Source organism: Micromonospora krabiensis, assembly GCF_900091425.1.
Lineage (GTDB): Bacteria > Actinomycetota > Actinomycetes > Mycobacteriales > Micromonosporaceae > Micromonospora > Micromonospora krabiensis.
The window spans coordinates 1,228,569-1,253,517 of sequence record NZ_LT598496.1 but is presented as its reverse complement, the minus strand read 5'-3'; the positions used below and the strand labels follow the sequence as shown (position 1 = coordinate 1,253,517).

Genomic DNA, 24,949 nt, shown 5'->3' with positions numbered 1-24,949 from the left:
CCGCCGGTAACCGGACGGTATCGATTCACCGGCGGGGGACGGTGGGTGCCTCCCCGGCTACCTAGCATCACTGTCCATGCTGGCCGTCATCGCGGGAGCACTCGTCGCACGCCGGGCGCAGGCCCTCGCGGTGCTCCTCCTCGCGGTGCTGGCCAGCGCCGCCGCCGCGGCCGCGCCGCTCTACGTGAGCGCCGCCGGCCAGGCCCTGGCCCGTCAGGAGCTCGCTGACGCCCCCTCCGACCAGCAGCGGGTGCGGATCAGTTCGATCGGCGAGCACACGGGGCTGCCGGACGACCCCGGCACCGCCCCGTTCCAGGGGCTGCTCACACCGTTCGCGGCCGCCGGCTACGACGTCGTCCTCGGCGCGCAGGCCGGGGGCGTCACCGTCGGCCCCGCCGGCAGGACGGTGAACGGCAACCTCGTCTTCCGGCAGGGCGTCTGCGAGCGGGTGACGGTGACCGGCAGCTGCCCGCGCTCCACGGCGGAGGGTGAGCGGCCCGAGGTGATGGTGAGCGCCAACACCGCGGCGCACCTGGGCGTGACCGCCGGCGGCGAGGTGACCTTCGCCGGCGTGCCGCTGCGGGTCAGCGGCGTCTACCGGCCGCTCGACCCGACCGAGCCGTACTGGCTCGGCGACGAGCTTCTCCGGCCACCCGCGCCGGGCGCCGCCCCGCCGTCGGCGGTGGGCAGCGCCGACGACGCCATCTTCACCGCCGCCGCGTCGCGGCTGGCCGACGACGACGCCGTCCTCCAGCGACCGCTGGCCGACGTGTTCGTGACCGACGAGCTGGTCAGCACCGGATCGGCCGAGGACATCAAGGCCGCCGTCGCGACCGCGACGAGCAGCGCCCCCCACGTGCGGTTCGGCACCGGTAGCGGCCTGCCGCAGCTGCTCGACCGGGTCGCCGTGCAGCGTGACCAGCTGGAATCCGGCGTGGCGCTGGGCGCCGGGCTGCTGGTCCTGCTCTGCTGGCTGGTGCTCTTCGTGGCGGTCGGTTCCGCCGCCGACGAGCGGCGGCCCGAGCAGGGCCTGTTGCTGTTGCGCGGGGTGCAGCGCCGGAGGCTGTGGGCCCTCGCGCTCGGCGAGTCCGCGGTGCCGGCGCTGGCCGCCATTCCGCTGGGTGCGCTGACCGGTCTGGCCGCTGCCGAGCTGCTCGCCGCGCACACGTTGACCGGTGACGCCCGGCTGGCGCTGGGCGGTGCCGCGTTCGCGTACGCGACGATCGCCGCCGCCGGCGCGCTCGCCGCGGTGCTGCTGGCCCAGACCCGGACCCTGTCGGCGCCGGTGGTCGACCTGCTGCGGAGGGTGCCGGCGCGGGCCCGGGGCTGGCGCACGAGCCTCGGCGACGTCGCCGCGGTGTCCGTCGCGGTGGCGGCGATGGCGCAGCTGCGCTCCGGTGGCTCACCCAGCGGTCTGGCCCTGCTGGCCCCGGTCGTCGCGGCGCTCGCGGTCGGTGTGCTGCTGGCGCGGTTCGCCCTGCTGTCCTCCGCGGCGGTCGGTGCGGCGCTGCTGGCACGGGGACGGATCCGGGCTGGTCTGGCGCTGCTGCAGGTGGGCCGGCAACCGCGGTTCCGACCGCTGATCGCGCTGCTCACGGTGGCCGTGGCGATGCTCGCCTTCACCGCCGGCATTCGGCAGCGCGCCACCGAGGCGTACGCGGACCGGGCCGTCGTGGACGTCGGCGCCCCACGGGTGATCGGCGTCGACGCCCTGTCCCGCAGCCATCTGCTGTCGGCCGTGCGGGCCGTCGACCCGGAGGGCAGGTACGCGATGGCGGTCGTGACCAGCAGTGGCGGTGACGCGAAGACGCCGGTGCTCGCGGTGGACTCGCCCCGGCTGGCGACCGTGGCCGCGACCCACCCGGCGTACGGGGTGGCGCCGGCCGAGCTGGCCCGACCGCTGCGCCCGGCTCCGCAGACCGAGTCGGTTCTCCTCCGCGGGCGCGACCTCACCGTGACGGTCGACGCCGACTTCGACGAGTTCGCGTTCGCCGGCCACGCGCCCCGGCTCCACCTGCTGGTCGCCGGCCCGACCGGCAGCCGCCTGGTGGGCGTCGACCGTCCGCTGGCCTCGGGTCGGGAGGAGTACCGGGTGCCGGTGCCCGAGTGCGTCCCGCAGTGCCGGTTGGTGCGGTTCGAGGTCAGCGCTCAGGTCACGCCCGGTCCGCTGAAGATCCGGTTGGAGCAGGTGCGCGCCGGCGACGGCACGGTCCAGCTCTCCGGGGCGGACCTGGCCGACATGCGACGGTGGCGGCAACCGGGCCAGACCGTCGACTACTGGTTCGACAGCGCCGTCGGCGGCGAGCCGGCGCTGCTCCTCGACGTGCCGGACGGCCGTCGGACGGCACCGATCCCCATCGCCGTGGCCGACGCGCCCAACCCCCTTCCCGCCTGGTTGACCCGGTCGTGGGGGACACAGCACGGGTCGTTCCGCTACGACGGCATCGACGGGGCGCCGACCAACGCGCTGATCGCCGGCTTCGTCGACCGGCTGCCGCGGCTCGGCGGGTCCGGGCTGCTGGTCGACCTCGAGTACGCCGACCGGCTCGCCGTCGCGGGGCAGGACGGCACCAAGGAGGTGTGGCTGGGCGCGGCGGCGCCGGCCGACGTCCTGGAGCGGCTGCGCGAGCAGGGCGTGGCCGTCCGGTACGACCGCACGATCAGCGGCGAGCGTGAGGAGCTGCTCAGCCAGGCACCGGCGCTGGCGTTGACCTTCAACCTGTTCGCCGCGCTGGCCGGCGTCCTGATCGGGGCGGCCGGTCTCGTCACGACGGCCGCGGCGGACCAGCGCAGCCGGGTCGCCATGCTGGTCGCGCTGCGCCGGCAGGGGCTCGCGGTCCGCGCCGTGCGCGGCGGCTACGGGTGGCCGGTGGTGTTCGCGACGGTGGCGGGAGCTTCCGCCACGGTGGTGATCTGGCTCCTCGCGCGGGACGGTCAGCGACTGTTCGGTGACGGCCGTTCGCCGGCGCCGGTGCCGGCCTGGCCGGACGTGGGGCGGTTGCTGGCGGTCACGGTGTCCGCGGTGACGGTGTTCGCCGTGACCGCGGTGGTCCTCGGTTGGGTGCTCACCGCCGCCGTCCGCCGCCGGACCACGCGATGAGCGCCCCGCCGCCGGACGAGGCGGGAAGCGTCCCGTCGTCGACGGTGGGTGCCCAGGTCACCTGCCATCGGCTGATCCACATCTATGCCACCGGGGCCGGTGACGTGGTCGCGCTCTCCGGCGTGGACCTGCGCATCGCCGCCGGTGAGATGCTGGCGCTGGTCGGGCCGTCCGGCTCGGGCAAGTCGACCCTGGTGGCCATCCTCGGTGGGCTGCTGCGGCCCAGCGCCGGCCGGGCGTACGTCGGCGGGCACGAGCTGTCCAAGCTGACCCCGGGGCGGCTCGCCGGCCTGCGGGGGACGACGGTGGGCACGGTGTTGCAGGGCGCCGAGCGCAACCTGCTGCCGTACGTGTCGCTGTGGCGCAACATCTGGCTGGCGCAGCGCCCCGCCGCGCGCCTTCCGGGGCGGCGGCTGGACCCGCCTGAGGCGATCCTGGAGCTGGTCGGCCTGGCCGGGGAGGGCCGGCGGCGCGCCGGTGAGCTGACCCCGGGCCAACGGCAGCGGGCCGCCCTGGCGCAGGGCCTGGCGGCGGGGCCGGGGCTGCTCCTGGTCGACGAACCGACCAGCCAGCTCGACGCGGCCGGGCGGGACGAGGTGCTCGCCGCGCTGGAGGCGATCAACACCGAGCGGGGGACCACGGTGGTCGTGGTGACCCATGACGGGGAGGTCGGCGCGCGGCTGGGCCGGGCGGTGACCATCCGGGACGGTCGGGTCGGCGCTGAGGGCCGGGACGGCCGCGAGTTCGCGGTCGTGGCGGGTGACGGCACCATCCAGCTGCCGCCGGAGACGCTGGCGGATTTCCCGCCGGGCACACTGCTCGCGGTCGAGCACACCGACCGGGCCGTCACGCTGCGCGTCGAGGACGGGGGCGTCGAACGCTCCGGTTGAGGCCGGTCCGCCGACGGCCCGGCCGGCGCCGGCATCTCACCGGTGGCGCGGGCGCACCGTGGTCACGACAGTTGCCCGGGCCGCCGCTGCCCCGGTTGGCCGGACAGTCGGCCCGGCGCCTGCCCGGCACGGTGGTCTCCCGCCGGCTGGAGAGCTGCCGCGGGGTCGGCGGCGAGGCGGTGCACCTGGCCCGTCACGGACGTCAAGAGGGCGGTCAGGGCCGGCGCGGGTCGGGTGTCCCGGGTCGCGGCGACCAGGCGGCGTCTGAGCGTCGCCTCGGCGATGTCACGGACCGCCAGTGCGGGGTCGTCGGCGGGAAGGGTCAGCGTGGGCAGCAGGGCGACGGCGGCCTGGGCCCGGACGAGTTCGAGTTGGACGTCGGCGTCGCTGGAGCGGTGCCGCAGGTCGGGCTCGTAACCGCCGAGGGCGCGGCACGTGCCGATGACCATGGCGTGGTGGCCGGTGCCCTCGGCGGAGGCGGTCCAGGTCTCGGGTCGCAGGTCGGCGACCGCGACAGGGCCGCCGGACCCGGCGAGTGGGTGCGCCGCCGGCAGCACGATCTTCAGGGGCTCTTCGAGCAGGCGGGTGAAGCGCAACCCGGCCGGGCGGGGGCGGGGGTGGCCGTCGTACTCGTCGCCGACGACCAGGTCGACCGTGCCGAGTCGCAGGCCGGGCAGGGATTGTTCGAGTTCCAGTTCGAAGATCTCCACGCGGACCTGTGGGTGGTCGGCCCGCATCCGGGTCAGTGCCGGCACGAGCAGTCGGCGGGCCGCCGACTGGAGGCCGCCCGCGCGGACGGTGCCCCGGATGTCGCCGCTCAGGGCGGCAAGATCGGCCTCCGCGGCCTCGGCCGCGGACAGCAGCACGCGGGCGTGCTGGGCGAGCAGGTGGCCGGCGTCGGTGAGCCGCAGGCCGCGCCCGGCCTTCGCGAGAAGTGGGGTGCCGATCTCGCGTTCCAGGACGGCCAGTTGCTGGGAGACCGTCGACGGAGCGTAGCCCAGCGCGGCGGCGACCGCGCCCAGGGTGCCCCGCTCCTCGAAATCCCGAAGGAAACGCAGCCGTCGGAGGTCCAGCTCCATCATTCGGAAAACCTAACGGCTCATCTCCAGAAATCATCGCTGGACCCGACCAATCCGGCCCCGGATCCTGAATCCATGGGACCAGCGCTCTGTCTTCTGTCCGCGGCGTGCTTCGGCGCGATGGCGATCTTCGGCAAGCTCGCCTACGACGACGGCGTCTCCTCCGGCAGCCTGCTGCTGGTGCGCTTCGCCCTGGCCGCCGTCCTGCTCGGGGTCGTCCTGCTGGTGCGGCCGGCGCTCCGCCGCGCGGGATCCGAGGCCGCACCCGGCCGGTCGGCGGTGACGCGGCGCCGGGCCCTGGCCACCGCCGTCGGCCTCGGCGCCATCGGGTACGCCACGCAGGCCGGCCTGTTCTTCTCCGCGCTGCGGCTGATGGACGCCTCACTGCTGGCCCTTGTCCTCTACACCTACCCGGTGCTGGTAACCGTGGCGGCGGTGCTGCTCGGCCGCGACCGGCTCACCCCCGCACGGGGCACGGCCCTGGTGGCCGCCTCGGCCGGCACACTGCTGGTCCTGCTCGGCGCCGGGGCTGTGAGCTTCCACCCGCTCGGGGCGCTGATGGCCTTCGGCGCCGCGATCACCTACACCGGCTACATCCTCGTCGCCGACACCGTCGTGCGGCGGCTCGCACCGGTGGTGCTGTCCGCGCTGGTGATGACCGGCGCGGCCGGCACCCTCGCCGTGATCGCCCTGTCCACCGGCGGCATCGACCTCGACTTCGGGCGGTCGGGATGGTTCTGGCTCGCCTGCATCGCCGTGGTCTCCACCGTCGTGGCGATGCTGACCTTCTTCGCCGGGCTCCGGCGGACCGGCCCGTCGACCGCCGCCATCCTGTCGACGTTCGAGCCCGTGGTCACCGCCACCCTCGCCGGCCTCGTCCTCGGTGAAACCCTGACCACGGTGCAGTTCGTGGGGGCCGCCCTCGTGCTGTCCTCCGTCGGCGCCCTCCAGCTGCGCCGCGGCACCACCCCAACCCGAATCCGCGACCAGGACCGGGGCCACCGTCCGGCGGCCGAGCGCGCCGAACCCGCGACCCTCGCGTCCTAGCGGGACCCGGGCGGCCGGGTCAGGTGCGGGCGCCACCCAGACCGAGCAGGACGGCGAGACCGAGGGCGCTCCGCGGGGCGTACGGCACACGCCACAGTCCCCCGTGCGCGGCGGCGTACGCCTCGTCCTGCCAGGGATGCGCGGACGCCGGGCGGCCGGTGCGCAGGTGGTGCACCAGCAGCGCGGCCATCAGTGTGTTGCTGGTGGCCGGGTCGAACACCTCGATGCCGAAGCGGTGCGCCCCGGCGTACGCGGCGGCGAGCGCCCGGTTGCGCAGCACCGATCGGGTGCGGGTGGGCGGCGCCACGGTGAACGAGACCGTCGCGCCGGACTGCCGGGCGACCGTGGCCCGCCACCGCTGCAGCCGCTTGGCCAGCGCGTAGTTGGGGCCCTGCTGCGGCACGAGACTGTCGTTGACGCCCGGGTCGGCGCCCGGCGGGTAGTTGCGGTGCAGCAGCCGGCCGCCGGAGACCACCCGCAGTGCCCGGCGGCCCACGCCGCGACGCGCGTACCCCCGCTCGGCGTGGCGGACGGCCTCGCCGGGGACGGCGAAGACGTCGGTGGGGGTGGCGAGGAACGCGAGCGCGACGTCGTCGCGGCGCCCCTGGAGGTGTCGGGTGAGCGCGTCCACCGCGACCGCGACCCGGACGTTGGTGGCGCCGTCGGCGTAGACGTAGTTGCCCAGCACCAGCCGCCCGTCGACGCCGTCCAGCCACCGCGCGACCTGCGGCAACCGGTGCAGCAGGTCGGCGCCCGCGTGCGCGGCCAGCTTCTGGTCGTCGTCGGTGGCGGCGGCGCCGGGGGCCAGCGGCAGGTGCAGCCGTCCACCGCGGCGGCGGGCGGTGCGCAGCACACGTTGCCAGATCTCCGGGCGGGGCAGGTCGACCGCGACGACGTCCCCGCCCCACCGCAGCACGGATGTCAGGGGACCCATCTCGGCGCCCGCGCCGAGCACCACGATCCGCTGGTCGCGCAGGTCCAGCCAGTCTGGATTGTCGAGGACCGTGCCCACGGCCTCGGCGCAGGACGGCTCCACGACCCCGGCGGCGACCCAGGCGTCGAGGCGGCGTCGCAGGTCGTCGCCCCGCAGGCGGTCGCCGCGGTACGGGAGCGTGAACTCCCGCTCGACCGGGCCGTCGCCGCCTACGGTGGCGGTGCCCAGCGGCGGGTGCGGGTCGGACGCCGCGAAGACCTCGTCCAGCCCGCGCTCGCGGCCCTCGTCGTCGACGACCCGCATCCGGGTGTGCAGTGCGGCCAAGCCGTCGCGGGCGATGGTGACCGCGGCGTCGCCGGAGAGCAGGCCCGCTTCGACGAGCCGACGGAAGTGGCCGAGGTACGCGTGCCGCCAGTCCGTCTCGTGCTCGGCGGACCGGGCACCGACCGGATCCACGGCGCGCAGCGCGTCGGCGACAACCGCCCGGCCGAGCGCCGTCGTGCTGCGCCTGCCCTCGATCGCGGGGAACACCACCCCGGTCGGACCCTCCACGGCCACTCCTCCCGTCCCGGCTTCGCGCGTCACTCTGCCGCATCGGGCTCCGCCGCGCGGGTCCGGAGTCGCCGCCCCGCCGGCGGCGCAGGTCACGGCCCGCCTACGAACCGGTCACGGCGCTCACGCTTGTGCATCGGCTCGATCACGGAGCGCCGACATCGCCTCGCGTCGGGCGTCCAATGACCGTACGGATCCGGTGTGCCACCCCGGATCGCACCCCCGCCCCGAAGGAGTCCGATGGTCCACCTGCGACGGTCACCGCTGCTGCTGGCGGTCTTGGCGATCACGATGGCGGTCCCCGCCTGCGGTACTGGGCGGGACCAGGGGGACCAGTCGGCTCCCGTCCGCCACCCCGACGGGGTGACCCGCTGGGGCGGCGAGGAGATGGCGGTGGAGGACGACCCCCGCTCGACCTTCGGCATCGACGTCGACACCGCCTCCTACGGCTACGCCCGGCGGCAGATCGCCGACGGGCGGCTGCCCGACCGGGCCGGCGTACGGCCCGAGGAGTTCGTCAACGCGTTCCGGCAGGACTACGCCGAGCCCGACGGCGACGGATTCGCCGTCCACGTCGACGGCGGCCACCTGCCGAGCGCGCACGAGGCCCCGGACGACACCCGGCTGCTGCGGGTCGGCCTGCAGACCCGCTCGGAGGACGAGAAGAGCCGCCCCGACGCCGCGCTGACCTTCGTCGTCGACGTCTCCGGGTCGATGGGCGAGCCCGGCCGGCTCGACCTCGTCCAGGACGCCCTGCACACCCTGGTGGACCAGCTCCGGCCGACCGACTCGATCGCCGTGGTCGAGTTCAGCGAGAAGGCCCGGGTGGTGCGGGAGATGACCCCCGTGGCCGACGGCGAGCGGCTGCACGACGCCATCGACTCCCTGCACACCCGCGCGAGCACCAACCTGGAAGCCGGCCTCGTGCTCGGCTACCAGGTGGCGCGGGAGGGCTTCCGGTCCGGCGCGACGAACCGGGTGATCGTGCTCTCCGACGGGCTGGCCAACGTGGGCGCGACCGACGCGGAGCCGATCCTGCGCCGGGTGCGCGACGAGGCGGAGAAGCAGATCGGGCTGCTCGGCGTGGGGGTCGGCAGCGAGTACGGCGACGAGCTGATGGAGCAGCTGGCCGACCGCGGTGACGGGTTCGTCGTGTACGTCAGCGAGCGCAGCCAGGCTCGGAAGGTGTTCGTCCGTCAGCTGCCGGCGACGTTGAGCATCCGTGCGCTCGACGCCAAGGTCCAGGTGACGTTCGAACCCGACGCGGTGCGGTCGTACCGCCTGATCGGCTACGACAACCGGGCCATCGCCGACGAGGACTTCCGCGACGACCGCGTCGACGGTGGCGAGGTGGGGCCGGGGCACAGCGTCACCGCCCTGTACGCGGTCCGGCTCGTCGAGGGCGTCTCCCGCTCGGCGCGGCTGGCCCGGGTGCAGGTGCGCTGGGCGGACCCGTCGAACCGCGAGCCGACCGAGACGTCCGAGTCGGTGACCGCCGCCGACGTCGACGCCGACTTCGCGGAGGTGTCGCCCCGGCTGCAGACCTGCTACGCGGCCGCGTACTTCGCGCTGGTCCTAAAGGGTGACGACGGAGCGCGCCTGGCGGACCTGGCGGCCGTCGCGCAGCGGGCGGCGAGCGCCACCGACGACGGGGAGGTGCGGGACCTCGCGAAGGTCATCGAGGAGGCCGAGGCGTTGCGCTGATCGCGGGCGGTTGCGCCGGTCCGGGCGGTGGGCAGCAGAATGGCGCGATGACCACGCCGTTCCCCTCGCCCACCGTCCCGGCCGCCGACCGCACCGAGGTCTTCCTCCGCTACCTCGACTACTTCCGTGAGACCGCCCTGGCGAAGGTGTCCGCCCTGCCCGAGGCGGAGCTGCGCGTCACCCGTCTGCCGTCCGGGTGGACCCCGCTGGAGCTGCTCAAGCACCTGCGCCACGTCGAGCTGCGATGGATCGAGTGGGGCTTCCAGGGCCGGGAGGTCGCCGCACCGTGGGGTGACCGCCGCGGGGAGCGCTGGTACGTCGCACCCGAGGAGACCCGGGAGGAGTTGGTGGCGGCGCTGCGGTCACAGGGGGCGCACACCACCGCCGTGGTGTCGGCGCACGAGCTTGCCGAGGTGGGCGCGCCGGGGCCGCGGTGGGAGGGCGCCGAGCCGGCGTCGCTGGAGCGGGTCCTGTTCCACCTGCTCCAGGAGTACGCCCGCCACGTCGGACACCTCGACGTGGTGACCGAACTCGCCGGCGGACCGACCGGGGAGTGACGCGGGCGGTCCTGGCCCGGCTCGGTCAGCCGGGCCTCCCCCGCAGGTAGCGCCGCCCCCGGTTGCGACCCACCATGTCACCGGCCACGACCCCGACCAGCAGCCCGACGGTCAGCAGGGTGACCATGGCCGGGGGCCACCCGGGCGCCCACGGCGCCAGGGCGGCGAGCGGCACGAGCCAGGCCAGCCGGTGCCACGGCACCGCCCCGCTGACCAGGTACGCGAACAGGGTGCGCCCCAACAGGAACACGACCGGACCACCGAGGATCAGGACGACCCAGCGTACGGGCGTCTCGCCGGTGGGCCGCCTGACCACCAGGTCGAACGCCGCGGCGGTGCAGACCACGCCGACGAGCATCACCAGGTGCGTGTACGGGCCGAGCCGAGCCGCCCGGCCGCGGATGCGGGTGGAGGCCCGGAGGATGGTGCCGGCCTGGTACACGTAGACCTGCCAGAGCAGCAGCATGGTGAGGAAGGCGGCGACGAACGCCCCCAGCCGGGCGGCGCTGAAGTCCGCGGTGCTGATCTCCAGCGTCGGCACCAGGATGATGTCGCCCAGCGCGAGGATCATGAACTGCTGGTACCGCTCGCCCAGGTGCTCGGTGGACCTCTCGTACTGGCCGACGGGCACCCGACCGAGCCAGGGGGTGGGGTAGCGGGCGGCGCTCGAGACGTAGTCGATGGCGACGGCGACGATCCACAGCGGCCAGTGGGGTTGGCCGGGCGGCACGGCGCCGAGGATCCAGAACACGGCGGACACCAGGAACCAGAAGAAGAACCGCGCGGCCCGCTGCTGGGCCTGGTGGCGGTGCAGTCGCAGGATGCCGACCAGCACCAGGCCCCGTACGACGTGGGGAATGACGTAGGCCGTCGCGAAGATCAGGGCGTGGCCGTCGGAGGCGAGGGGCAGCGCCGCCGCCATACCGACGGCGCCGAGCATGGTCACCATGAGGATGCTCTGGATCGGGCGCTGCTCCGGGTCGTAGAAGTCGGTGGTGGTGGAGGTGACCGCCCAGGTCCACCAGATCGCCGCCAGCAGGACGAGGGTCTTCCCGGCGCCGGTCCAGGACTGCTGGTCGGCGATCAGCATCGACACCAGCGCCAGGGAGGCCACGAAGATCACGTCGAACAGCAGCTCCAGCAGCGTGGCCCGGGTCGACCCGTTCGGGCGGCGCACCAGCTCGGCGCTGCCTCCGGTGGTCATGCCCGGCCTCCCGCCGCCCGTCGCGTCCGGGTGCCCGCGCGACGCCTCGTCGACCAGCGCACCGCGCGGCCGTGAACGCCCGCTACCTACCAGGGATTATCGGGTGCGACCGGACGCGCCGGTCCGGCCTTCGGGGGATTGGGGTGCCGTTCCCGGGGGCGACCGCCACCAGGCCGGCGGCCCTGCCAGAATGCGGGGGGCGGGTCGCGGGCGACCGCTCGGCGAGGGCACCGGCGGACGGGTCACCGGGAGGACGGCATCATGCCGGACAGCGAACGTGAGGCGGAGCTGCTGGACGCGGAGCGGCGGCTTCAGGCCGCGCAGCGGGCCGGGGACGTCGCCGCGCTGGACGACCTGCTCGACGAACACCTGATCGCCGTCGGGCCGGACGGCGGCCGCTACACCAAGGAGGACGACCTGGCCGCGCACCGCAGCGGGGCGTCGGTCGTCGAGGAGCTCGTCGAGGACGGGTTGGAGTTGATCGTCGAGGGCACGACCGGGGTGACGTTCTTCGTGGGACGGGTGAGCGGCCGGTTCGACGGCGCACCCTTCGCCGCCCGGCTGCGCTACACCCGCACCTGGGTGTACGACGACACGCGGGGCTGGCGGATCCTCGCCGCGCACATCGCCGCGGCCTGACCCGTCGGGCGACGCGTCGGGCCGGGGCGCGCGTCAGCCGGCGTGCCGCACCTCGGTGCGCCAGATCGCGGCCCACGGCTCGCGCAGCCCGGTGCACAGCCAGATCGGACCGCCGTTCTCCTCGTTGTCGACGTCGACCCGCTGGTCGACGCGCCCGGCGAGGGTGACGTCGGTGAACCACTCACGCAGCTGGTCGGGGCGCTCCCAGCCGACCGCGATCACCACGTCGGCGTCGTCGGGCGGTCGCCCGAAGTCGACCATGCTGTTGTGCCCGGAGTATGCGGCCGGCAGGCCCCGCTCGGGCCCGTAACGCGCCACCGCGCCCGCCTCGCCGTAGTTGCTGGTGAGGATGACGGCCCGCTGCCGCTGCTCGGTGGGCAGCGCGCGGTGCACCGTGGCGAGCGAGTCGGCGAACGCGGGCCACCCGATCGTCTCGCCGGCGTCGTAGTTGACGTCCACCACGAAGCCGGGCAGCCGGTCGGCGGGCAGGGTGGGCAGGAGCAGCACCGCGTTCGGGGCCAGGAACGGCAGCGCGGCGAGCACCAGCAGCACCCGCCGGGCCGTGGTGGCACGGCGGTTCACCCAGGCCAGCGTGACGATCGCTCCGGCGGCGGTGAGCACCAGCAGCAGCGGGGCGTCGTAGTAGCCCTTTCCGCCGGCGGCCAGCACGACGACGACCACGACCAGCCAGGCCCAGGCCAGCGCCCGGTACGCCCGCCAGCCGGGCCGGCGGAGCAGGGCGACGAGCCCGGCGATCCAGATCGGCACCGCGTACGGGCTGACGATGACGAACTGGAGGGTGAACGCGTCGAGGCGTCCGCTGTAGGAGCTGTCGCCGTCGGCGATCGACGCGGCGACGGACAGCTGCGGGAAGCCGTGCGCGGCCTGCCAGACCAGGTTGGGGGCGGCCAGCAGCAGGGCGAGGCCGGCGCCGGCGAGCACCCACCGGTCGCGCAGCAGCCGGCGCGGCCCGGCGATCACGATCCCGGCGAGCAGGCCGGCGGCGAGCAGCGCCGGCAGTAGCTTGTTGAGCATTCCGACGCCGAGCACCAGTCCGAGGAGCAGCGCCCAGCGGGTGTCACCGGTGCGCAGCACGCGCACCGCGCACAGCGCGGCGGCGAGCCAGACCACCATGTCGACGGTGGTGGTGCTGAGCAGGTGGCCGCTGGCCAGCACCAGACCGGACGAGCCGGCGAGCAGCGCCGCGAAGGTCTGGGCGCCCCGCCCGGCGCCGAACTGCCGGGCGATGGCGGCGACGAGCAGGGCGCAGCCGCCCGCGATCAGGGCGGACGGTGTGCGCAGCACCAGCAGGTTGCCCGGTGCGACGGTGTCGGCGAGCCGGGCCAGGGCGGGGACCAGAGGCCCCTGGTCGACGTAGCCCCAGTCGAGGTGCCGGCCGCACAGCAGGAAGTAGAGCTCGTCGCGGTGGTAGCCGTAGCGGGTGGCCAGGGCCAGCAGCACGGCGGTCACCGCGGCGGCGACCAGCCAGGGCCCGCGGGTGCGGGGGCCGGGCTCGGGTGGGCCGTCGGCCGGGGTGGCCTCGGGCCGGTGCGGACGGTCGAGGTCGGTGACGGATTCGGCCACGTGCATATCATGACGGGCCGGTGCCCGTTCGCGTGGCCCCGGCGGCCCTCCGGCGGGTCACGGGTCGGCCACGGTCACCGCCCGCGGGGAGCGGATCGCCACTGGGCTGCTCGGGCGCCGTGGGCACCGGCCACGCCAGCCGCCGTACGCCGGGCACCAGCGCGGTGCCCGCGCAGGCCGCCAGGACCAGCGCGCCCGCGGCCGCCAGCGGCGCGGGCGCCCCCCAGTGCTCCGCGGTGAGCGGCGCGAGGGCGTAGCCGACCGGCATGGCCGCCAGCGACACCAGCCAGTCGTACGAGGTGACGCGGGCCAGCACGTGCGATGGGAACTGGCTCTGCACCACGGTCTCCCAGATCGGGTTGAGGTAGCCGAGGGCGGCGAGCGCCACCCCGTACGCGGCGATGACGATCGGGGCGGGTGCGGCCACGGCGAGCAGGACCAGCGGCGCGGCGTAGCTGGCCAGTCCGAGGTTGGCCAGCAGCACCGGGCGGCGGGGCCGGGTACGGCCGGCGAGTAGCGATCCGACGAGCATGCCGACCGCGCCCGCCTGCAGGAACAGCACCCAGACTCCTTCGCCGCCGAGGCGGTCGACGGCGACGGCGGGGCCGAGGGTGGTGAGCACCGCGGCGGCGCCGTTCCACACCCCGTGGGCCAGCAGGCTGCTCCAGAACCAGTCCCGGGAGATCACCTCGCGCCAGCCGTGTCGCAGGTCCGCGCCGACGGACCGGCGTTCGGGCCGGGCGACGGGCCGCACCCGGATGACGGCGAGCAGGGCGGCGCTGACCGCGAAGGACCCGGCGTCGAGGACGAAGGCCCAGCCCGGACCGGCGGCCCAGATGAGCGCGCCGGCCAGGGCGGGGCCTACCAGCCGGCTCGCGTTGGCGGTCGTCCCGAGCAGTGCGTTGGCCCGCTGCCGGCGCTCGGGCGCGACGGTGCCGGCGACCAGCGGGGCGCTGGTGGGCAGCGCGAACGCCGCCGCGGTGCCGCCGACCGCGGAGGCCACGGCGAGGGAGGCCAGCGACGGAGCGCCGCCGAGCAGTTCGACGCCGACGACGAGTTGCGCGAGGCAGCGGGTCACGTCGGCCAGGATCGCGACGCGGCGGGCCTCGAAGCGGTCGGCTGCCACGCCGCCCAGGGGCAGCAGGACGAGCCGGGGAATCATGGCCGCCGCGAGCACCACGGCCAGGTCGGTGGTCGATCCGGTCGCGCGCAGCACGGCGAGAGCGAGCGCGGCGGGCACCACCGCGTCGCCCACGGCCGAGACCGTGCGGCCGAGGAAGAGGAGCCGGAAGCGGGGATCCCGCAGAGGGTGGGTCATTCTCGAAAGGTAGTTCGACGCCGAATGTTTCGTCAACGAATATTTCGACGTTGCAGTATTGTGGGCTCATGACTCCTCGCGATCGCGTCGACCGCCACGTCGAACGCTGGCTGCCGGTCCTGCCCGACCTCGATCCCGACGTCGAGGGCGCGGTCACCCGGATGGGCGCGCTGACGCGGCACCTGCGGGCCGTCAAGGAACGCGGGCTGGCCGACGTGGACCTGCCCGCGCACGAGTTCGACACGCTGCACGCCCTGGCGGGACGGCAGGGTCGTGCCGCGCCCTCGGAGATCGCCACCGACCTCGACATGGCCCCCGCCTCGGTCACCGCTCGGGTCGACGCGCTGGCCCGACGGCAGTTCGTCGAGCGCATCCCGTCTACCGTCGACCGTCGTCGGGTGGACGTGGCGCTCACCGACGCGGGCTGGGCGGCCTGGCGGGGAGCGCTGGACGTTCTCGGCGCCGAGGAGCACCGACTGCTCGGGGCGCTCGACCCGGCCGAGCGGCGACTCCTGTCCGACCTGCTGCGCCGCGTCCTGCTCGTCACCGAGCAGCCCGCCGACTGACCGCCCCCGCCCTTCGACGGCGGCGAAATCGCGTGGCGTGCCGCGGACCGTCGCTGGCAGGGTGCCGGTATGACGAGACAGGCACTGGCCGGCGCGCTGGCCGACGAGGGGCGGCGGCGGGTCTTCGCCGCCGTCGTGCTGGGAGCCGCCGACCCGGCCGAGGTCGCCGAGCGCGCCGGACTGCCGCCGCGTGAGGTGGTCACCGCGCTGCGCCGGCTCACCGACGTCGGGCTGCTCACCGACGCCGACGGCGCGTACGCCGTGGACGAGCCCCGGCTGCGGGACCTGGCCCGCACACCCCGCCCGACGCGACCGGCCGAGGCGCCGGCGGAGACGGTGCTGCGCACGTTCGTCCGCGACGGCGTGCTCGTCGGCCTGCCCGCGCAGCGGGGCCGGCGGCGGATCGTCCTGGAGCACATCGCCCGACGCTCGTTCGCCCCCGACACGGCGTACCCGGAGCGGGCTGTGAACGACGCCCTTCGCCCCTGGTGCGCGAGCGGCGGGTCCGACCACGTGACGCTGCGCCGCTACCTGGTGGACGAGTTGCTGCTCACCCGGGACCGGGGCGTCTACCGCCGGCCGTAGGCGGTCCGGCCGGCGCAGGGCGGCGGGCGAAAACGCGTTGACCCGGTGGAGACGATCCACGGGTGACCGACACGCACGCGCCCTGGACGACGACTCCGGTCCCACCCGACCACCCCGACGCGGCCCGCCTGCTCTACGACTACCTCGAGGAGATGGTGGTCCGCTACCACCGCCGCCCGACAGATCCGGGTGAGGTGGCGGCCGCGATGGCCGAGTCGCCGAGCGACGACCTGGTGGCCCCGGGCGGGATCCTGCTGCTCGCGACGTACGACGGCCAGCCCGCCGGCTGCGCCGGGCTGCGGTTCCGGCCGGGCTGGGCCGAGCTGACCCGGGTCTACGTCCGCCCGGCGCTGCGCGGGCACGGTGGCGGCGCCGCCCTGCTGGCCGCGGCCGAGGAGTGCGCCCGGGCCGCCGGGGCCGACCGGATCCGCCTGGACACCCGCGGCGACCTGGTCGAGGCCCGCGCCCTCTACACCCGCCACGGCTACCGGGAGATCCCCGCGTACTCGCACGACAGGTACGCCGAACACTGGTTCGAACGACTGCTCCGGCCCGGAGTTGACGAGGACGCGCGAGCGCGCTAAATACTGAGGAGGAAGTTGAGTCGCCCAGACTCAACCTGACAGCTTCGGCCAGGAGAACCGAGGAGGCACGACCATGCTGATGCGCACCGACCCGTTCCGTGAGATCGACCGGATCGCCGAGCAGTTCTTCGGCACCGCCGCCCGCCCCGCGGTGATGCACCTGGACGCCTACCGCGACGGCGACTACTTCTACGCCGCGTTCGACCTGCCCGGCGTCGACCCGGACAGCATCGACTGCACCGTCGAGCGCAACGTGCTGACCGTCCGCGCCGAGCGCCGTCGGCCCGCCGGCGACCGGGTGGAGCTGGTCGCCGCGGAGCGTCCGATGGGGACCTTCACCCGGCAGCTGTTCCTCGGCGACACCCTCGACACGGACAACCTCGAGGCCGGCTACGAGAACGGCGTGCTCACGCTGCGGATCCCGGTCGCCGAGCGGGCGAAGCCCCGCCGGGTGGCGATCACCGCCAACGGCAACGGCCGCAAGCAGATCAACGCCTGACAAGCGGCGACGGGCGGACGGCCGACGCGGCCGCTCCGCCCGTCACCGGCTCGACGGCGGGACTCACTCGACGCGGTCCGCCGGCCGGCGGGCCAGAAACTCGTCGGTCGCCGCGCGGACGGCGGCGACGAACGCGGCCACGGCCGGGTGCGGCGCGGCGCCCCGCCGGTACGCCACCCGGGTGCGCCGGCGGCTGCCCAACGCCACGAGCCGGACCCCGGCCGGCGGGTCCACGGCGGCGAGCCGCGGCACGAGCGACACGCCCTGGTCCGCCGCGACCAGGGCGAGCACCGTCGCGAAGTCGTCGGCCTGGTGCCGCACCCGCGGTGTGAAGCCGACGCTACGGCAGAGCTGCAGTGTGACGGTGTGGCAGAGGGTACCGGGGCTTGCCATGATCCAGGCCGCGTCATGCGCCGCGCGCAGCGGATCGCGGTCCTCACTCCGCGGCGAACCGGCGTCCCGGCCCGTCGGCCCGCCGGCGGGCACGGCGAGCGGCGAGCCGGCGGGCACGGCCAGGAAGACCGTCTCGTCCAGCAGCGGCACCGTGTCCAGCGCCGGGTCCGGGTCGACCGGCACCACGTCGTAGTCGTGCAACAGCCCCACGTCCAGCCGCCGCTCGCGCAGCGCGGCCGGGACCTCGACCGGATCCAGTTCGGTGACGGTCAGCTCCAGGCCCGGATGCTGACGGCCCAGCGCGACCAGGGTCGCCGGCAGCAGCGTACGGACGGCGGTCGGGAAGGCGCCGATGCGCAGCGGGCCGGTCAACCCGGTGGCGACGGCGGCGAGCGCGGCCGTGGTCTGCTCCAGTGCGGCGAGGACCGTCTCGGCGTGCGTGACGAGCACCCGGCCCGCCGGGGTGAAGGTCACCCGCCGGCCGCTGCGCTCCAGCAACGGCACCCCGGCCTCCCGCTCCAACGCAGACAGCTGTTGGGACACGGCCGACGGCGTGTAGGTGTGCGCCTGCGCCACCGCGGCGATGGTGCCGAGGCGCGACAGGTCGCAGAGCAGCCGCAGCCGGCGCACGTCGAGCATCAGCACAGCTTACGATCCAGCACAGATATGTGAACTGGACCTTACCGGTCCGGCTGGCGGACGCTGAGGCCATGACGCTCTCCGGTGTGTACGTACCGCTGATCACCCCGTTCGACGCCACCGGCGCGGTGGCCCACCCCGCGCTCGCGGACCTCGCCCACCAGGTGCTCGACGACGGCGCGGCGGGCCTGGTCGCGCTCGGCACCACCGCCGAGCCGGGCGCGCTGGACCCGGCGGAGCAGCGGGAGGTCCTCGACACGCTCACCCGGGTCTGCCGGGAGCGCGACGCGCCGCTGCTGGTGGGCGCGAGCACGCCGGCCGCGCTGACGGCGCTGCGCGCGCGTCCCGAGGTGACCGCCGCGCTCACCCTGGTGCCGCCGTTCGTCCGGCCCGGCGAGGCCGGGGTGGTGGCGCACTTTGCCGCGCTCACCGCGGCCAGCCCGGTCCCGCTGGTCGTCTACCACGTGCCGTACCGCACCGGGCAGCCGCTCGGCGTCGACACCCTGCGGCGGATCGCCGAACTGCCCGGCGTGATCGGCGTGAAGCTCGCCGTCGGCGCGGTCGACCCCGACACCGTCGCGCTGCTGGCCGACCCGCCGGCCGGGTTCGCGGTGCTGGGCGGCGACGACGCGGTGATCTCCCCGCTGCTGGCGCTCGGCGCGCACGGCGGCATCCTCGCCTCCGCGCACCTCGCCACCGCCGGCTTCGTCGACCTCGTCGACGCCTGGCGGGCCGGCGTCGCCGGCCGGGGCCGGGCCGTCGGCCACCGGCTCGCCGGGTTGTCGACCGCCCTCTTCGCCGCGCCCAACCCCACCGTGGTCAAGGCCGTGCTGCACGCCGAGGGCCGGATCCCGACCGCCACCGTGCGGCTGCCCCTGCTGCCGCCGGACGAGGACCTGGTCCGCGTGGCGCTGCGGCGGCTCGCCGCGACAGAACGGCCGGTCGGCGCCGCACGCTGACCCCGTCATCCACCACCGGCGGGGTAGAGCGCGGCCAGCCGGCGCGCGGTGGCGGTGAACCGCTCCCGCAGCTCGGCGGGGGCCAGCACCTCCACCTCCGCACCCAGCTTCAGCAGCTCGGTGTGGCCGTGCCTGACCGACTCGATCGGCACCGTGGTCAGCAGCCAGCCGTCCGCGTCCGGCTCGCCGGCCGCCGCGCGGGCGGCGCGGCTCATCGCGGGCGGGAAGACGTGCGGCATCGATTCCAGCGCCGACACGGTCATCCGCACCCGCGCCTCGGCCCGGTAGACACCCTGTTCGTAGCGGTCGGCGTGCTCCTGCCAGCACCGGGCCAGGTCGAACCCGTCGGGCCGGTCGGCCGGCTCGTCGAGCACCGTCAACTCCAGGATCGCGCCGACCCGGTAGGTGCGGGCCTGCCCGTCGACCGTGGCGACCAGATACCAGCGGCCGGCCTTGAGTACCAGGCCCAGCGGCGCCAGGGTCCGCTCCACCTCACGCGGCGTCCGCCAACGCCGGTAGCGCACCCGCACCTGACGATCCGACCAGACCGCGTGGGCCAGCGCGGCGAGGTGCGGGGTGGGCTCCGGCTCCCGGAACCAGGTCGGCGCGTCCAGGTGGAAGCGCTGCCGGATCCGGCCGCCCCGGTCGGCCAGCTCGGCGGGCAGCGCGGCCCGCAGCTTCAGCTCGGCGGCGGCCAGCACCGAGCCGAGCCCCAGCTCACCGGCGGGGCCGGGAACGCCGACGAGGAACAGCGCCTCGGCCTCCTCGGCGGTCATCCCGGTCAGCCGGGTGCGGTAGCCGTCGAGCAGCCGGTAGCCGCCGGCCGGCCCGCGCTCGGCGTAGACCGGCACACCGGACGCGCTCAACGCATCCACGTCCCGGTAGACCGTCCGGATGGACACCTCCAGCGTCGCGGCCAACTCCTGCGCGGTCATCCGACCCCGGTTCTGCAGGAGCAGCAGCAGGGAGACCAGCCGACTCGCGCGCATGAGCCGACGCTATCCGTCGGGTCCGACGTGCTCGGCCCCGGGCGTGCCGCACCGCGTGGACCACCCCGGGCCGATGAACCGCCACCCCGGCCCGGGACCCGGTCAGCGCAGGCGCCGCTTGACCGCGCGGGCCACCCGCTTCGGGTCGCGGATCACCGCCGCCTTGCGGATCACCTCGGCGAACTGCCCGGCCTTCGACCCCTTGAAGGCGCGCAGTTCGGCGCGCAACGCCCGCAACCGGTTCTCCCGTACCTTCAGCTGCTGGTCGCGGAAGCGGAGGGTGCGTTCGAGGCCGGCGACGTGACCGGCCAGCTCGACCGCCCGGACGCGGGCGTCCTCGGCGTCGGCGAGCGCCGTCCGCACGTCGGTCCCGCCGCCCGCCGGTGCGTCCGCCGCTTCGGCGAGCGCGTCGGCGAGGCGGCGCCCCCGGTCGAGCACCGCCGCGTCGGCCTGCTCGCCGCACATCGCCAGCCAGACGGTGACCAGGTCCTCGCGGGTCTGCCACGGCGGCCACGGGTGGCGGTGGTGGCCACCGACCAGCCGGTCGTGGAAGCGGTGCCAGGCGGCGGCCAGCCGCTCCGCGGGCGACGCCGGCGCGGCACCGCGCCAGGCGAGCAGCCCTCGGGCGAACCCGTCGCCGTCCACCCCGGTGTCGTCGAGCACGACGAGCAGGCCGTCCGCGCCGTCGCGGACCCAGTCACCCAGCCGGGCGGCCACCCGCCGGAAGCCGGGCACGTCCTCGGCCGCGGCGAGCCGCCACAGCAGTCGCTCGACGGACTCGCTGTCGGGCAGCTCCGCCGTCTCGTCGACCGGTTGCAGCTCCGTGCCCGCCGGGGCGTCGGCGCCGGCCACCGCGACCCGCCAGCGGTCCCCGGACAGGTCCGCGGACAGCACCCGGCGGGGGCCGACGGCGGCGTACGCCGTGTGCGCGGCACGTACGCCGCAGACCGCGAGCCAGCCGGGCGCGACCGCGCCGAGCAGGCCCGCCCGGGCGGCGGCGTCGGCGCCCATGGCCACGGGCGCGAGCAGCGGCTGTGCCGCCGCCGCGGCCTCCAGACCACGGACGGTCAGCCGCGCGGCCGGGTGGCCGGGCCGGCCCGCTGCGGCGGCGTCCGTGTCGAGGAGGGTGTGCGTCGACCCCGCCGTGTCGAACGCGGCGTACAGGGCGGTCACGTCGAGACCCGACGCGGCCAGGGCGTCGCGGAACTGCCGCGGCGAGGCCGGTCGGGCCGGATCGTCGTGCAGCGGCCGCCACTCGTCGTCCCCGTGCCGCTGGTGCGCCGGCCGCCCGTCGAGCAGGTCGGTGAGGGCGAACTCGTTGGTCAGGCCGACGACCACCACGGCGCCCGGCGCCGCCAGCCCGGCTGTCGCCGCCGCCCGACGCGGCCAGTCCCACTCCGGCGAGTCGTAGCCGAGCACCCGGTCCAGGCCGTCGGCGGCCAGGACGACGTCGAAGCCGGTGTCCCCCTGCTCCACGAGGCCGTCGAGCGCCCCGGCGACGACCCGCAGGTTGGGCGCGTCCACCGCGGCCCGCAGCTCGGTCGCGTCGCTGACCGACCGGAGCAGCACGGTCACCCGGGCGCTGCGGGCGGCCACGGCGGCGACCAGGTCACCGTCGTGCGGGCCGAGCACCAGCGCGTGGGACGCGTGCGGCAGCAGGTCGTCGAGGAGGGCGGCCAGCACCGGACCGCCGGCCGGGCGGCGAGGGCCGGTCGCGTCGCTCCACGGCTGCATCTCGCCGCGGACCACCGCGATCTCGGTCGAGCTGGTGTCAGTCACGGCGATTCCAATCGAACAGCGTGCGCATCTCGGCGGGCGACAGCATCCACGCCCGGCCGAGTTCCTGGTCGGTGATCTCCCGGGCGGTGGCGAGGTCGATGTCCTTGCCGTGCATCTCGGGCCAGAGGCGGGCGACGCGGGCGGTGCCCCCGAACAGCGGGTTCTCGCCCTCCATCGCCATCGGATCGCCGTAGACGGCGGGCTGGCAGCCGGCCGAGACGCCGTAGAAGACCGCCGTGCTCAGCCGGTTGGCGGCCACCCTCTTGTGCCGGCGGAACGCCTCCAACTGCTTGTAGAGGAAGCGCCGGTCGGTGCCCTCGTAGTTCCAGCCGCGCCGGCCGAAGCAGATCACGTCGAAGCCGGCCCGTTCGTACACCGCGCGGACCTCCGGCCGCTCGTACTCGGTGAAGTACAGGCTCACGGTCACCGGCTCGGTCTCGGTCTCGCGGATCTCGTCGATCAGGCGGGCGTGGTCGCCGTGGATCTTGCCGCCCTCCCAGCCGTGGAAGAGGAACCACAGCGTCCCGCGCCGCTCCTGCTCGGGCACCCGGCCGAGGTCGGGCTCCAGGTCCCGCAGGTAGAGCCAGGGGGCGCCCACCACGTGGTAGTTGCGCCGGCCCAGGGCGTGGCCGCGCCGGCGTGGCGCGTCGCTCCACACGTACCGCCACGCGCCGTCGAAGAACTCGTGCGCCGGGTTCCAACCGCAACCCACGTTCCAGCCGTGCTGCAGGTAGCCGCGGATGCGCGGCGGGAACTCGTCGTCGAAACCGCAGTGGCGGGCGAGGATGTGCGCCTGGCCGTAGTAGTGGTTGTGGTGGTGCATCAGTCCGCCTCCACGTGCAGCCGGCCGGCCCGCGGCAGCAGCCGCGCCCGCGACGCGCCGACGGCGAGGTCGACCGGCAGCGCGGCCATCAGGTAGGGGTCGGCCTGCACCGCGTACGGGGACGTGCCGTCGGGTGGCACGACGAACAGCGTCCAGTCGATCGCCCCGGCGCCGGGCGGGGGGAGCAGGTCGGCGGCCGCCACCGCCGCCGACCAGGACCTGTCGTCGTACGTGGTGTGGCACGGCACGTCGACGAACGCGTCGGAGCCGTCCAGGAAACGTCGCCACACGACTCGGCCCGGATCACGAGGTTCCCACCACGGACCGGTCAGGACCAGCCGCTGCCCGGCGTCGCCGTCGGCCACCTCGGCCGCGTCCGCGTGCAGCCGCACGGGGCCCTCGAACAGGTTGACGTATCCGCCGGGGGAGCGGGTGACGGTCAGCAGCCGACCGGCGTGCGTGACGGACACCGACTCCCGCAGCCCGGTGGCGAGCAGCAGCGCGTTGTCCCGGTCGAGGCGGGGCACCCGGGCGGTCCGCTGGCTGAACGGGTCGTCCGGGGTGGCGGCGTCGATCAAGTCGGCGACCGGGACCCGCGCCGTGAACCCGCGGCCGTCGCCGCCCGGCCGCACCAGCAGGGGCACGCGCAGGGTGCCGGACGACCGGGCCACGGTCAGCGTCGCGTCGGCGGCGGGCACGGCCAGCCGCCCGGCGAGGACCAGCGCGTCACCGTCCACGGTGGCCTCGGTCAGCTCCGCCGGCCGGCGCAGTGGCCGCAGCAGGAAGTGCTCGCCGCCGCTGCTGGGTTGGATCCACAGGTCCTCGGTCAGCCACGCCCCGTGCGGATACTGGGCGGAGCCGTACCCGATGCCGCTGAGCCGACCACGCCGGTGCAGCGGGCCGACCCGGATGTCGACGGCGATGTGCGGCACGGCGCCGTCCGGGACCGCGGCGGCGAGCAGCCGCCGGGGTACGCGCGTCTCGAAGCCGACGAGCGCGGTGTCGCCGTGGGTGTCGCGGGCCGGGAACCGGCGCACCGGCAGCGACACCGCCCGCAAACCACGGACCAGCGACATCCGCAGTCGCCACGTGTCGTCCGCCGGTCGGGGTGCGTGCCGGATGTCGGCGGTGCCCCGCAGGACCAGGTCAGTGTCGTTCCATTCGACCCGGGTCAGCGCGGTGTGCAGGCGCATGTCGCGGCGGGGCAGCCGGTAGAGCCGGCGTGGCACCGAGCGAGCGGCTCCGGTCGGTGTGGGGTAGGTGCTCTCGTAGCTCCAGGGCAGGACGGGGTGGCGGCGGGCGCGGGAGTCGTCGACGCCGTTGTCGGCCCGGTGGTCGGCCAGTCGGCGCAGCAGGTCGGCGTCGCCGGCCTCCAGGGCGCGGAACTGGAGCCGGTCCAGGGGGCGGGCCGTCGCCCGCGCCGCCGGGTCGAGCCGCCGGATGAGCCGCTGACCCAGCTCCACCAGGGCCGGCCGCTCGTGCTCCTCGACCGATCCGAATCCCTGCACGATCGTGGGCAGGTCGATCTCGGTCAGGTGCCTGTGCACCGGCGTACGCAGCTCCGGGGCGCGTTCGTCGACGAGGTCGAGGATCATCAGCGCCGAGGTGATCCGGTCGGCGAGGTTCCCGAACGCGTACTTCTGCTGGGTGATCGACTCGCCGGACTCCCGCTCCCGCCAGTAGTAGACGGGGGCGCTGAGACAGTCGACCGTGACCGCGTCGAGGTGGGCCCGGAGCGTGACCGGGTAGTCCTCGTACCGGATCGGCGGGAACTCGTAGCCGTGCTCGGTCCAGAACGACCGGCGGTACACCTTGTTCCACACCATCCGGTCCAGCGCGAGCGCCGGGTATTCGAGGATGTGGGTGACCTCGCGGTCGGCCGCGAAGATGGTGCGGTGCAGGTACGCGGCGCGTACCCCGAGGGTGTTGTTGAACCGGCGGGCGTTGCCGGCGGCCAGCGACGATCCGGTGCGGTCGAGGGAGCCGACCAGCAACTCGTACGCGTGCGCCGGCACCAGGTCGTCGCTGTCGACGAACGCGAGGTACTCGCCGGTGCTGTGCGCGGTCCCGGTGTTGCGGGCCGGGCCGAGGCCCTGGTTGTCCTGCCGGACGAGGCGGAACCGCGGGTCGCGGGCGCAGAACTCGGCGGCCACGTCGGCGCTGCCGTCGGACGAGCCGTCGTCCACCAGCACCACTTCGAAGTCGGTGAAGGTCTGCCGGGCGACGGAGCGCAGGCAGTCGCCGATGTATGGCGCGACGTTGTAGAAGGGGACGACGACGCTCAGCCGTGGTGGCATTCAGGCCCCCGACCGGGCTGCGGACGGAGAAGACGACGCGTTGTGAACCACGACACCTGGTTTTCGGGAGAGGTGGGCCTGTCATCCGCCGCGGTGGAGATCACCGAGCGGCGCCCAGCGTAGCCCGGGTGTGGTGCGCGAACGGCGGCTCAGCGCCGCCCGCGCACCACAATTCACCTCCGCTTGTCCGGCGGGTCACCCGCGGAATTCGTCAGGTTCACCGGGCGG

The 24,949-nt window shown here is 75.2% G+C and carries 21 protein-coding genes; 11 read left to right on the top strand and 10 right to left on the bottom strand.

Features of this window, described 5'->3' with window-relative positions; translation table 11 throughout:
- The first annotated feature begins 76 nt into the window (after nucleotides 1-76).
- Nucleotides 77-3,100: an FtsX-like permease family protein gene (locus tag GA0070620_RS05470; RefSeq protein WP_091588852.1), complete on the top strand. Its 3,024-nt coding sequence runs from the start codon at nucleotides 77-79 to the stop codon at nucleotides 3,098-3,100.
- Entirely contained in the window at nucleotides 3,097-3,990 is an 894-nt protein-coding gene (locus GA0070620_RS05465) for an ABC transporter ATP-binding protein (protein WP_091598092.1), read from the top strand. Before GA0070620_RS05470 ends, GA0070620_RS05465 begins: the two co-directional genes overlap by 4 nt.
- Nucleotides 3,991-4,052: 62 nt before the next feature.
- Here GA0070620_RS05465 and GA0070620_RS05460 read toward each other — a convergent pair whose 3' ends face one another.
- A complete protein-coding gene (locus GA0070620_RS05460; protein WP_091588851.1) occupies nucleotides 4,053-5,072 on the bottom strand; it encodes a LysR family transcriptional regulator in 1,020 nt (339 codons plus the stop codon).
- Between the two features lie 72 nt (nucleotides 5,073-5,144).
- On the opposite strand from GA0070620_RS05460, the gene GA0070620_RS05455 reads away from it, so the two are divergent.
- Entirely contained in the window at nucleotides 5,145-6,116 is a 972-nt protein-coding gene (locus tag GA0070620_RS05455) for a DMT family transporter (protein ID WP_091588850.1), read from the top strand.
- A 19-nt stretch (nucleotides 6,117-6,135) separates the two neighbouring features.
- On the opposite strand, the gene GA0070620_RS05450 is transcribed toward GA0070620_RS05455, so the two are convergent.
- Entirely contained in the window at nucleotides 6,136-7,602 is a 1,467-nt protein-coding gene (locus tag GA0070620_RS05450; protein WP_091588849.1) for a hypothetical protein, read from the bottom strand.
- A 240-nt stretch (nucleotides 7,603-7,842) separates the two neighbouring features.
- On the opposite strand from GA0070620_RS05450, the gene GA0070620_RS05445 reads away from it, so the two are divergent.
- Nucleotides 7,843-9,306: a vWA domain-containing protein gene (locus GA0070620_RS05445; protein WP_197677554.1), complete on the top strand. Its 1,464-nt coding sequence runs from the start codon at nucleotides 7,843-7,845 to the stop codon at nucleotides 9,304-9,306.
- 47 nt (nucleotides 9,307-9,353) lie between these two features.
- Nucleotides 9,354-9,863: a mycothiol transferase gene (locus GA0070620_RS05440; protein ID WP_091588848.1), complete on the top strand. Its 510-nt coding sequence runs from the start codon at nucleotides 9,354-9,356 to the stop codon at nucleotides 9,861-9,863.
- A 25-nt stretch (nucleotides 9,864-9,888) separates the two neighbouring features.
- Here GA0070620_RS05440 and GA0070620_RS05435 read toward each other — a convergent pair whose 3' ends face one another.
- On the bottom strand, nucleotides 9,889-11,067 hold the full coding sequence (locus tag GA0070620_RS05435; protein ID WP_091588847.1) for a low temperature requirement protein A: 1,179 nt from the start codon (nucleotides 11,065-11,067) through the stop codon (nucleotides 9,889-9,891).
- Nucleotides 11,068-11,328: 261 nt separating this feature from the next.
- Here GA0070620_RS05435 and GA0070620_RS05430 point away from each other — a divergent pair, with 261 nt between their 5' ends.
- Nucleotides 11,329-11,706 (top strand): nuclear transport factor 2 family protein, encoded by a 378-nt coding sequence (locus GA0070620_RS05430; RefSeq protein ID WP_091588846.1) that lies wholly within the window; start codon nucleotides 11,329-11,331, stop codon nucleotides 11,704-11,706.
- Nucleotides 11,707-11,739: 33 nt separating this feature from the next.
- On the opposite strand, the gene GA0070620_RS05425 is transcribed toward GA0070620_RS05430, so the two are convergent.
- Together GA0070620_RS05425 and GA0070620_RS05420 are read right to left on the bottom strand one after the other, a co-directional pair.
- Nucleotides 11,740-13,296 carry an ArnT family glycosyltransferase gene (locus GA0070620_RS05425; RefSeq protein WP_231922244.1) on the bottom strand — a complete coding sequence of 519 codons (1,557 nt, stop codon included), beginning with the start codon at nucleotides 13,294-13,296 and terminating at the stop codon, nucleotides 11,740-11,742.
- Nucleotide 13,297: 1 nt separating this feature from the next.
- Complete coding sequence (locus tag GA0070620_RS05420; RefSeq protein ID WP_091588845.1) at nucleotides 13,298-14,608, bottom strand: MFS transporter; 1,311 nt, start codon at nucleotides 14,606-14,608, stop codon at nucleotides 13,298-13,300.
- A gap of 68 nt (nucleotides 14,609-14,676) precedes the next feature.
- Between GA0070620_RS05420 and GA0070620_RS05415 the strand changes: the two genes are divergently transcribed.
- From GA0070620_RS05415 to GA0070620_RS05400, 4 genes are all read left to right on the top strand, one after another.
- Nucleotides 14,677-15,174 (top strand): MarR family winged helix-turn-helix transcriptional regulator, encoded by a 498-nt coding sequence (locus tag GA0070620_RS05415; protein ID WP_091588844.1) that lies wholly within the window; start codon nucleotides 14,677-14,679, stop codon nucleotides 15,172-15,174.
- 69 nt (nucleotides 15,175-15,243) lie between these two features.
- Nucleotides 15,244-15,759: a DUF2087 domain-containing protein gene (locus GA0070620_RS05410; protein WP_091588843.1), complete on the top strand. Its 516-nt coding sequence runs from the start codon at nucleotides 15,244-15,246 to the stop codon at nucleotides 15,757-15,759.
- Between the two features lie 62 nt (nucleotides 15,760-15,821).
- Complete coding sequence (locus GA0070620_RS05405; RefSeq protein ID WP_231922243.1) at nucleotides 15,822-16,343, top strand: GNAT family N-acetyltransferase; 522 nt, start codon at nucleotides 15,822-15,824, stop codon at nucleotides 16,341-16,343.
- A gap of 73 nt (nucleotides 16,344-16,416) precedes the next feature.
- The gene (locus GA0070620_RS05400; RefSeq protein WP_091588842.1) at nucleotides 16,417-16,842 is read left to right on the top strand and encodes an Hsp20/alpha crystallin family protein; all 426 of its coding nucleotides are present in this window, start codon (nucleotides 16,417-16,419) and stop codon (nucleotides 16,840-16,842) included.
- Between the two features lie 63 nt (nucleotides 16,843-16,905).
- On the opposite strand, the gene GA0070620_RS05395 is transcribed toward GA0070620_RS05400, so the two are convergent.
- The gene (locus tag GA0070620_RS05395) at nucleotides 16,906-17,874 is read right to left on the bottom strand and encodes a LysR family transcriptional regulator (protein WP_091598081.1); all 969 of its coding nucleotides are present in this window, start codon (nucleotides 17,872-17,874) and stop codon (nucleotides 16,906-16,908) included.
- Between the two features lie 71 nt (nucleotides 17,875-17,945).
- Between GA0070620_RS05395 and GA0070620_RS05390 the strand changes: the two genes are divergently transcribed.
- Nucleotides 17,946-18,833 carry a dihydrodipicolinate synthase family protein gene (locus GA0070620_RS05390; protein ID WP_091598078.1) on the top strand — a complete coding sequence of 296 codons (888 nt, stop codon included), beginning with the start codon at nucleotides 17,946-17,948 and terminating at the stop codon, nucleotides 18,831-18,833.
- A 5-nt stretch (nucleotides 18,834-18,838) separates the two neighbouring features.
- Here the strand turns inward: GA0070620_RS05390 and GA0070620_RS05385 are convergent, their stop codons facing one another.
- The 4 genes from GA0070620_RS05385 to GA0070620_RS05370 form a co-directional block, all read right to left on the bottom strand.
- On the bottom strand, nucleotides 18,839-19,822 hold the full coding sequence (locus GA0070620_RS05385; RefSeq protein ID WP_091588841.1) for a helix-turn-helix transcriptional regulator: 984 nt from the start codon (nucleotides 19,820-19,822) through the stop codon (nucleotides 18,839-18,841).
- A 102-nt stretch (nucleotides 19,823-19,924) separates the two neighbouring features.
- Nucleotides 19,925-21,601, bottom strand: coding sequence for a hypothetical protein (locus GA0070620_RS05380; RefSeq protein WP_091588840.1), 1,677 nt, complete (start codon nucleotides 21,599-21,601; stop codon nucleotides 19,925-19,927).
- Nucleotides 21,594-22,424 carry a hypothetical protein gene (locus GA0070620_RS05375; protein WP_091588839.1) on the bottom strand — a complete coding sequence of 277 codons (831 nt, stop codon included), beginning with the start codon at nucleotides 22,422-22,424 and terminating at the stop codon, nucleotides 21,594-21,596. The genes GA0070620_RS05380 and GA0070620_RS05375 overlap by 8 nt, the downstream gene beginning before the upstream one ends.
- Entirely contained in the window at nucleotides 22,424-24,721 is a 2,298-nt protein-coding gene (locus GA0070620_RS05370; RefSeq protein ID WP_091588838.1) for a glycosyltransferase family 2 protein, read from the bottom strand. Before GA0070620_RS05370 ends, GA0070620_RS05375 begins: the two co-directional genes overlap by 1 nt.
- Nucleotides 24,722-24,949: the final 228 nt, after the last annotated feature.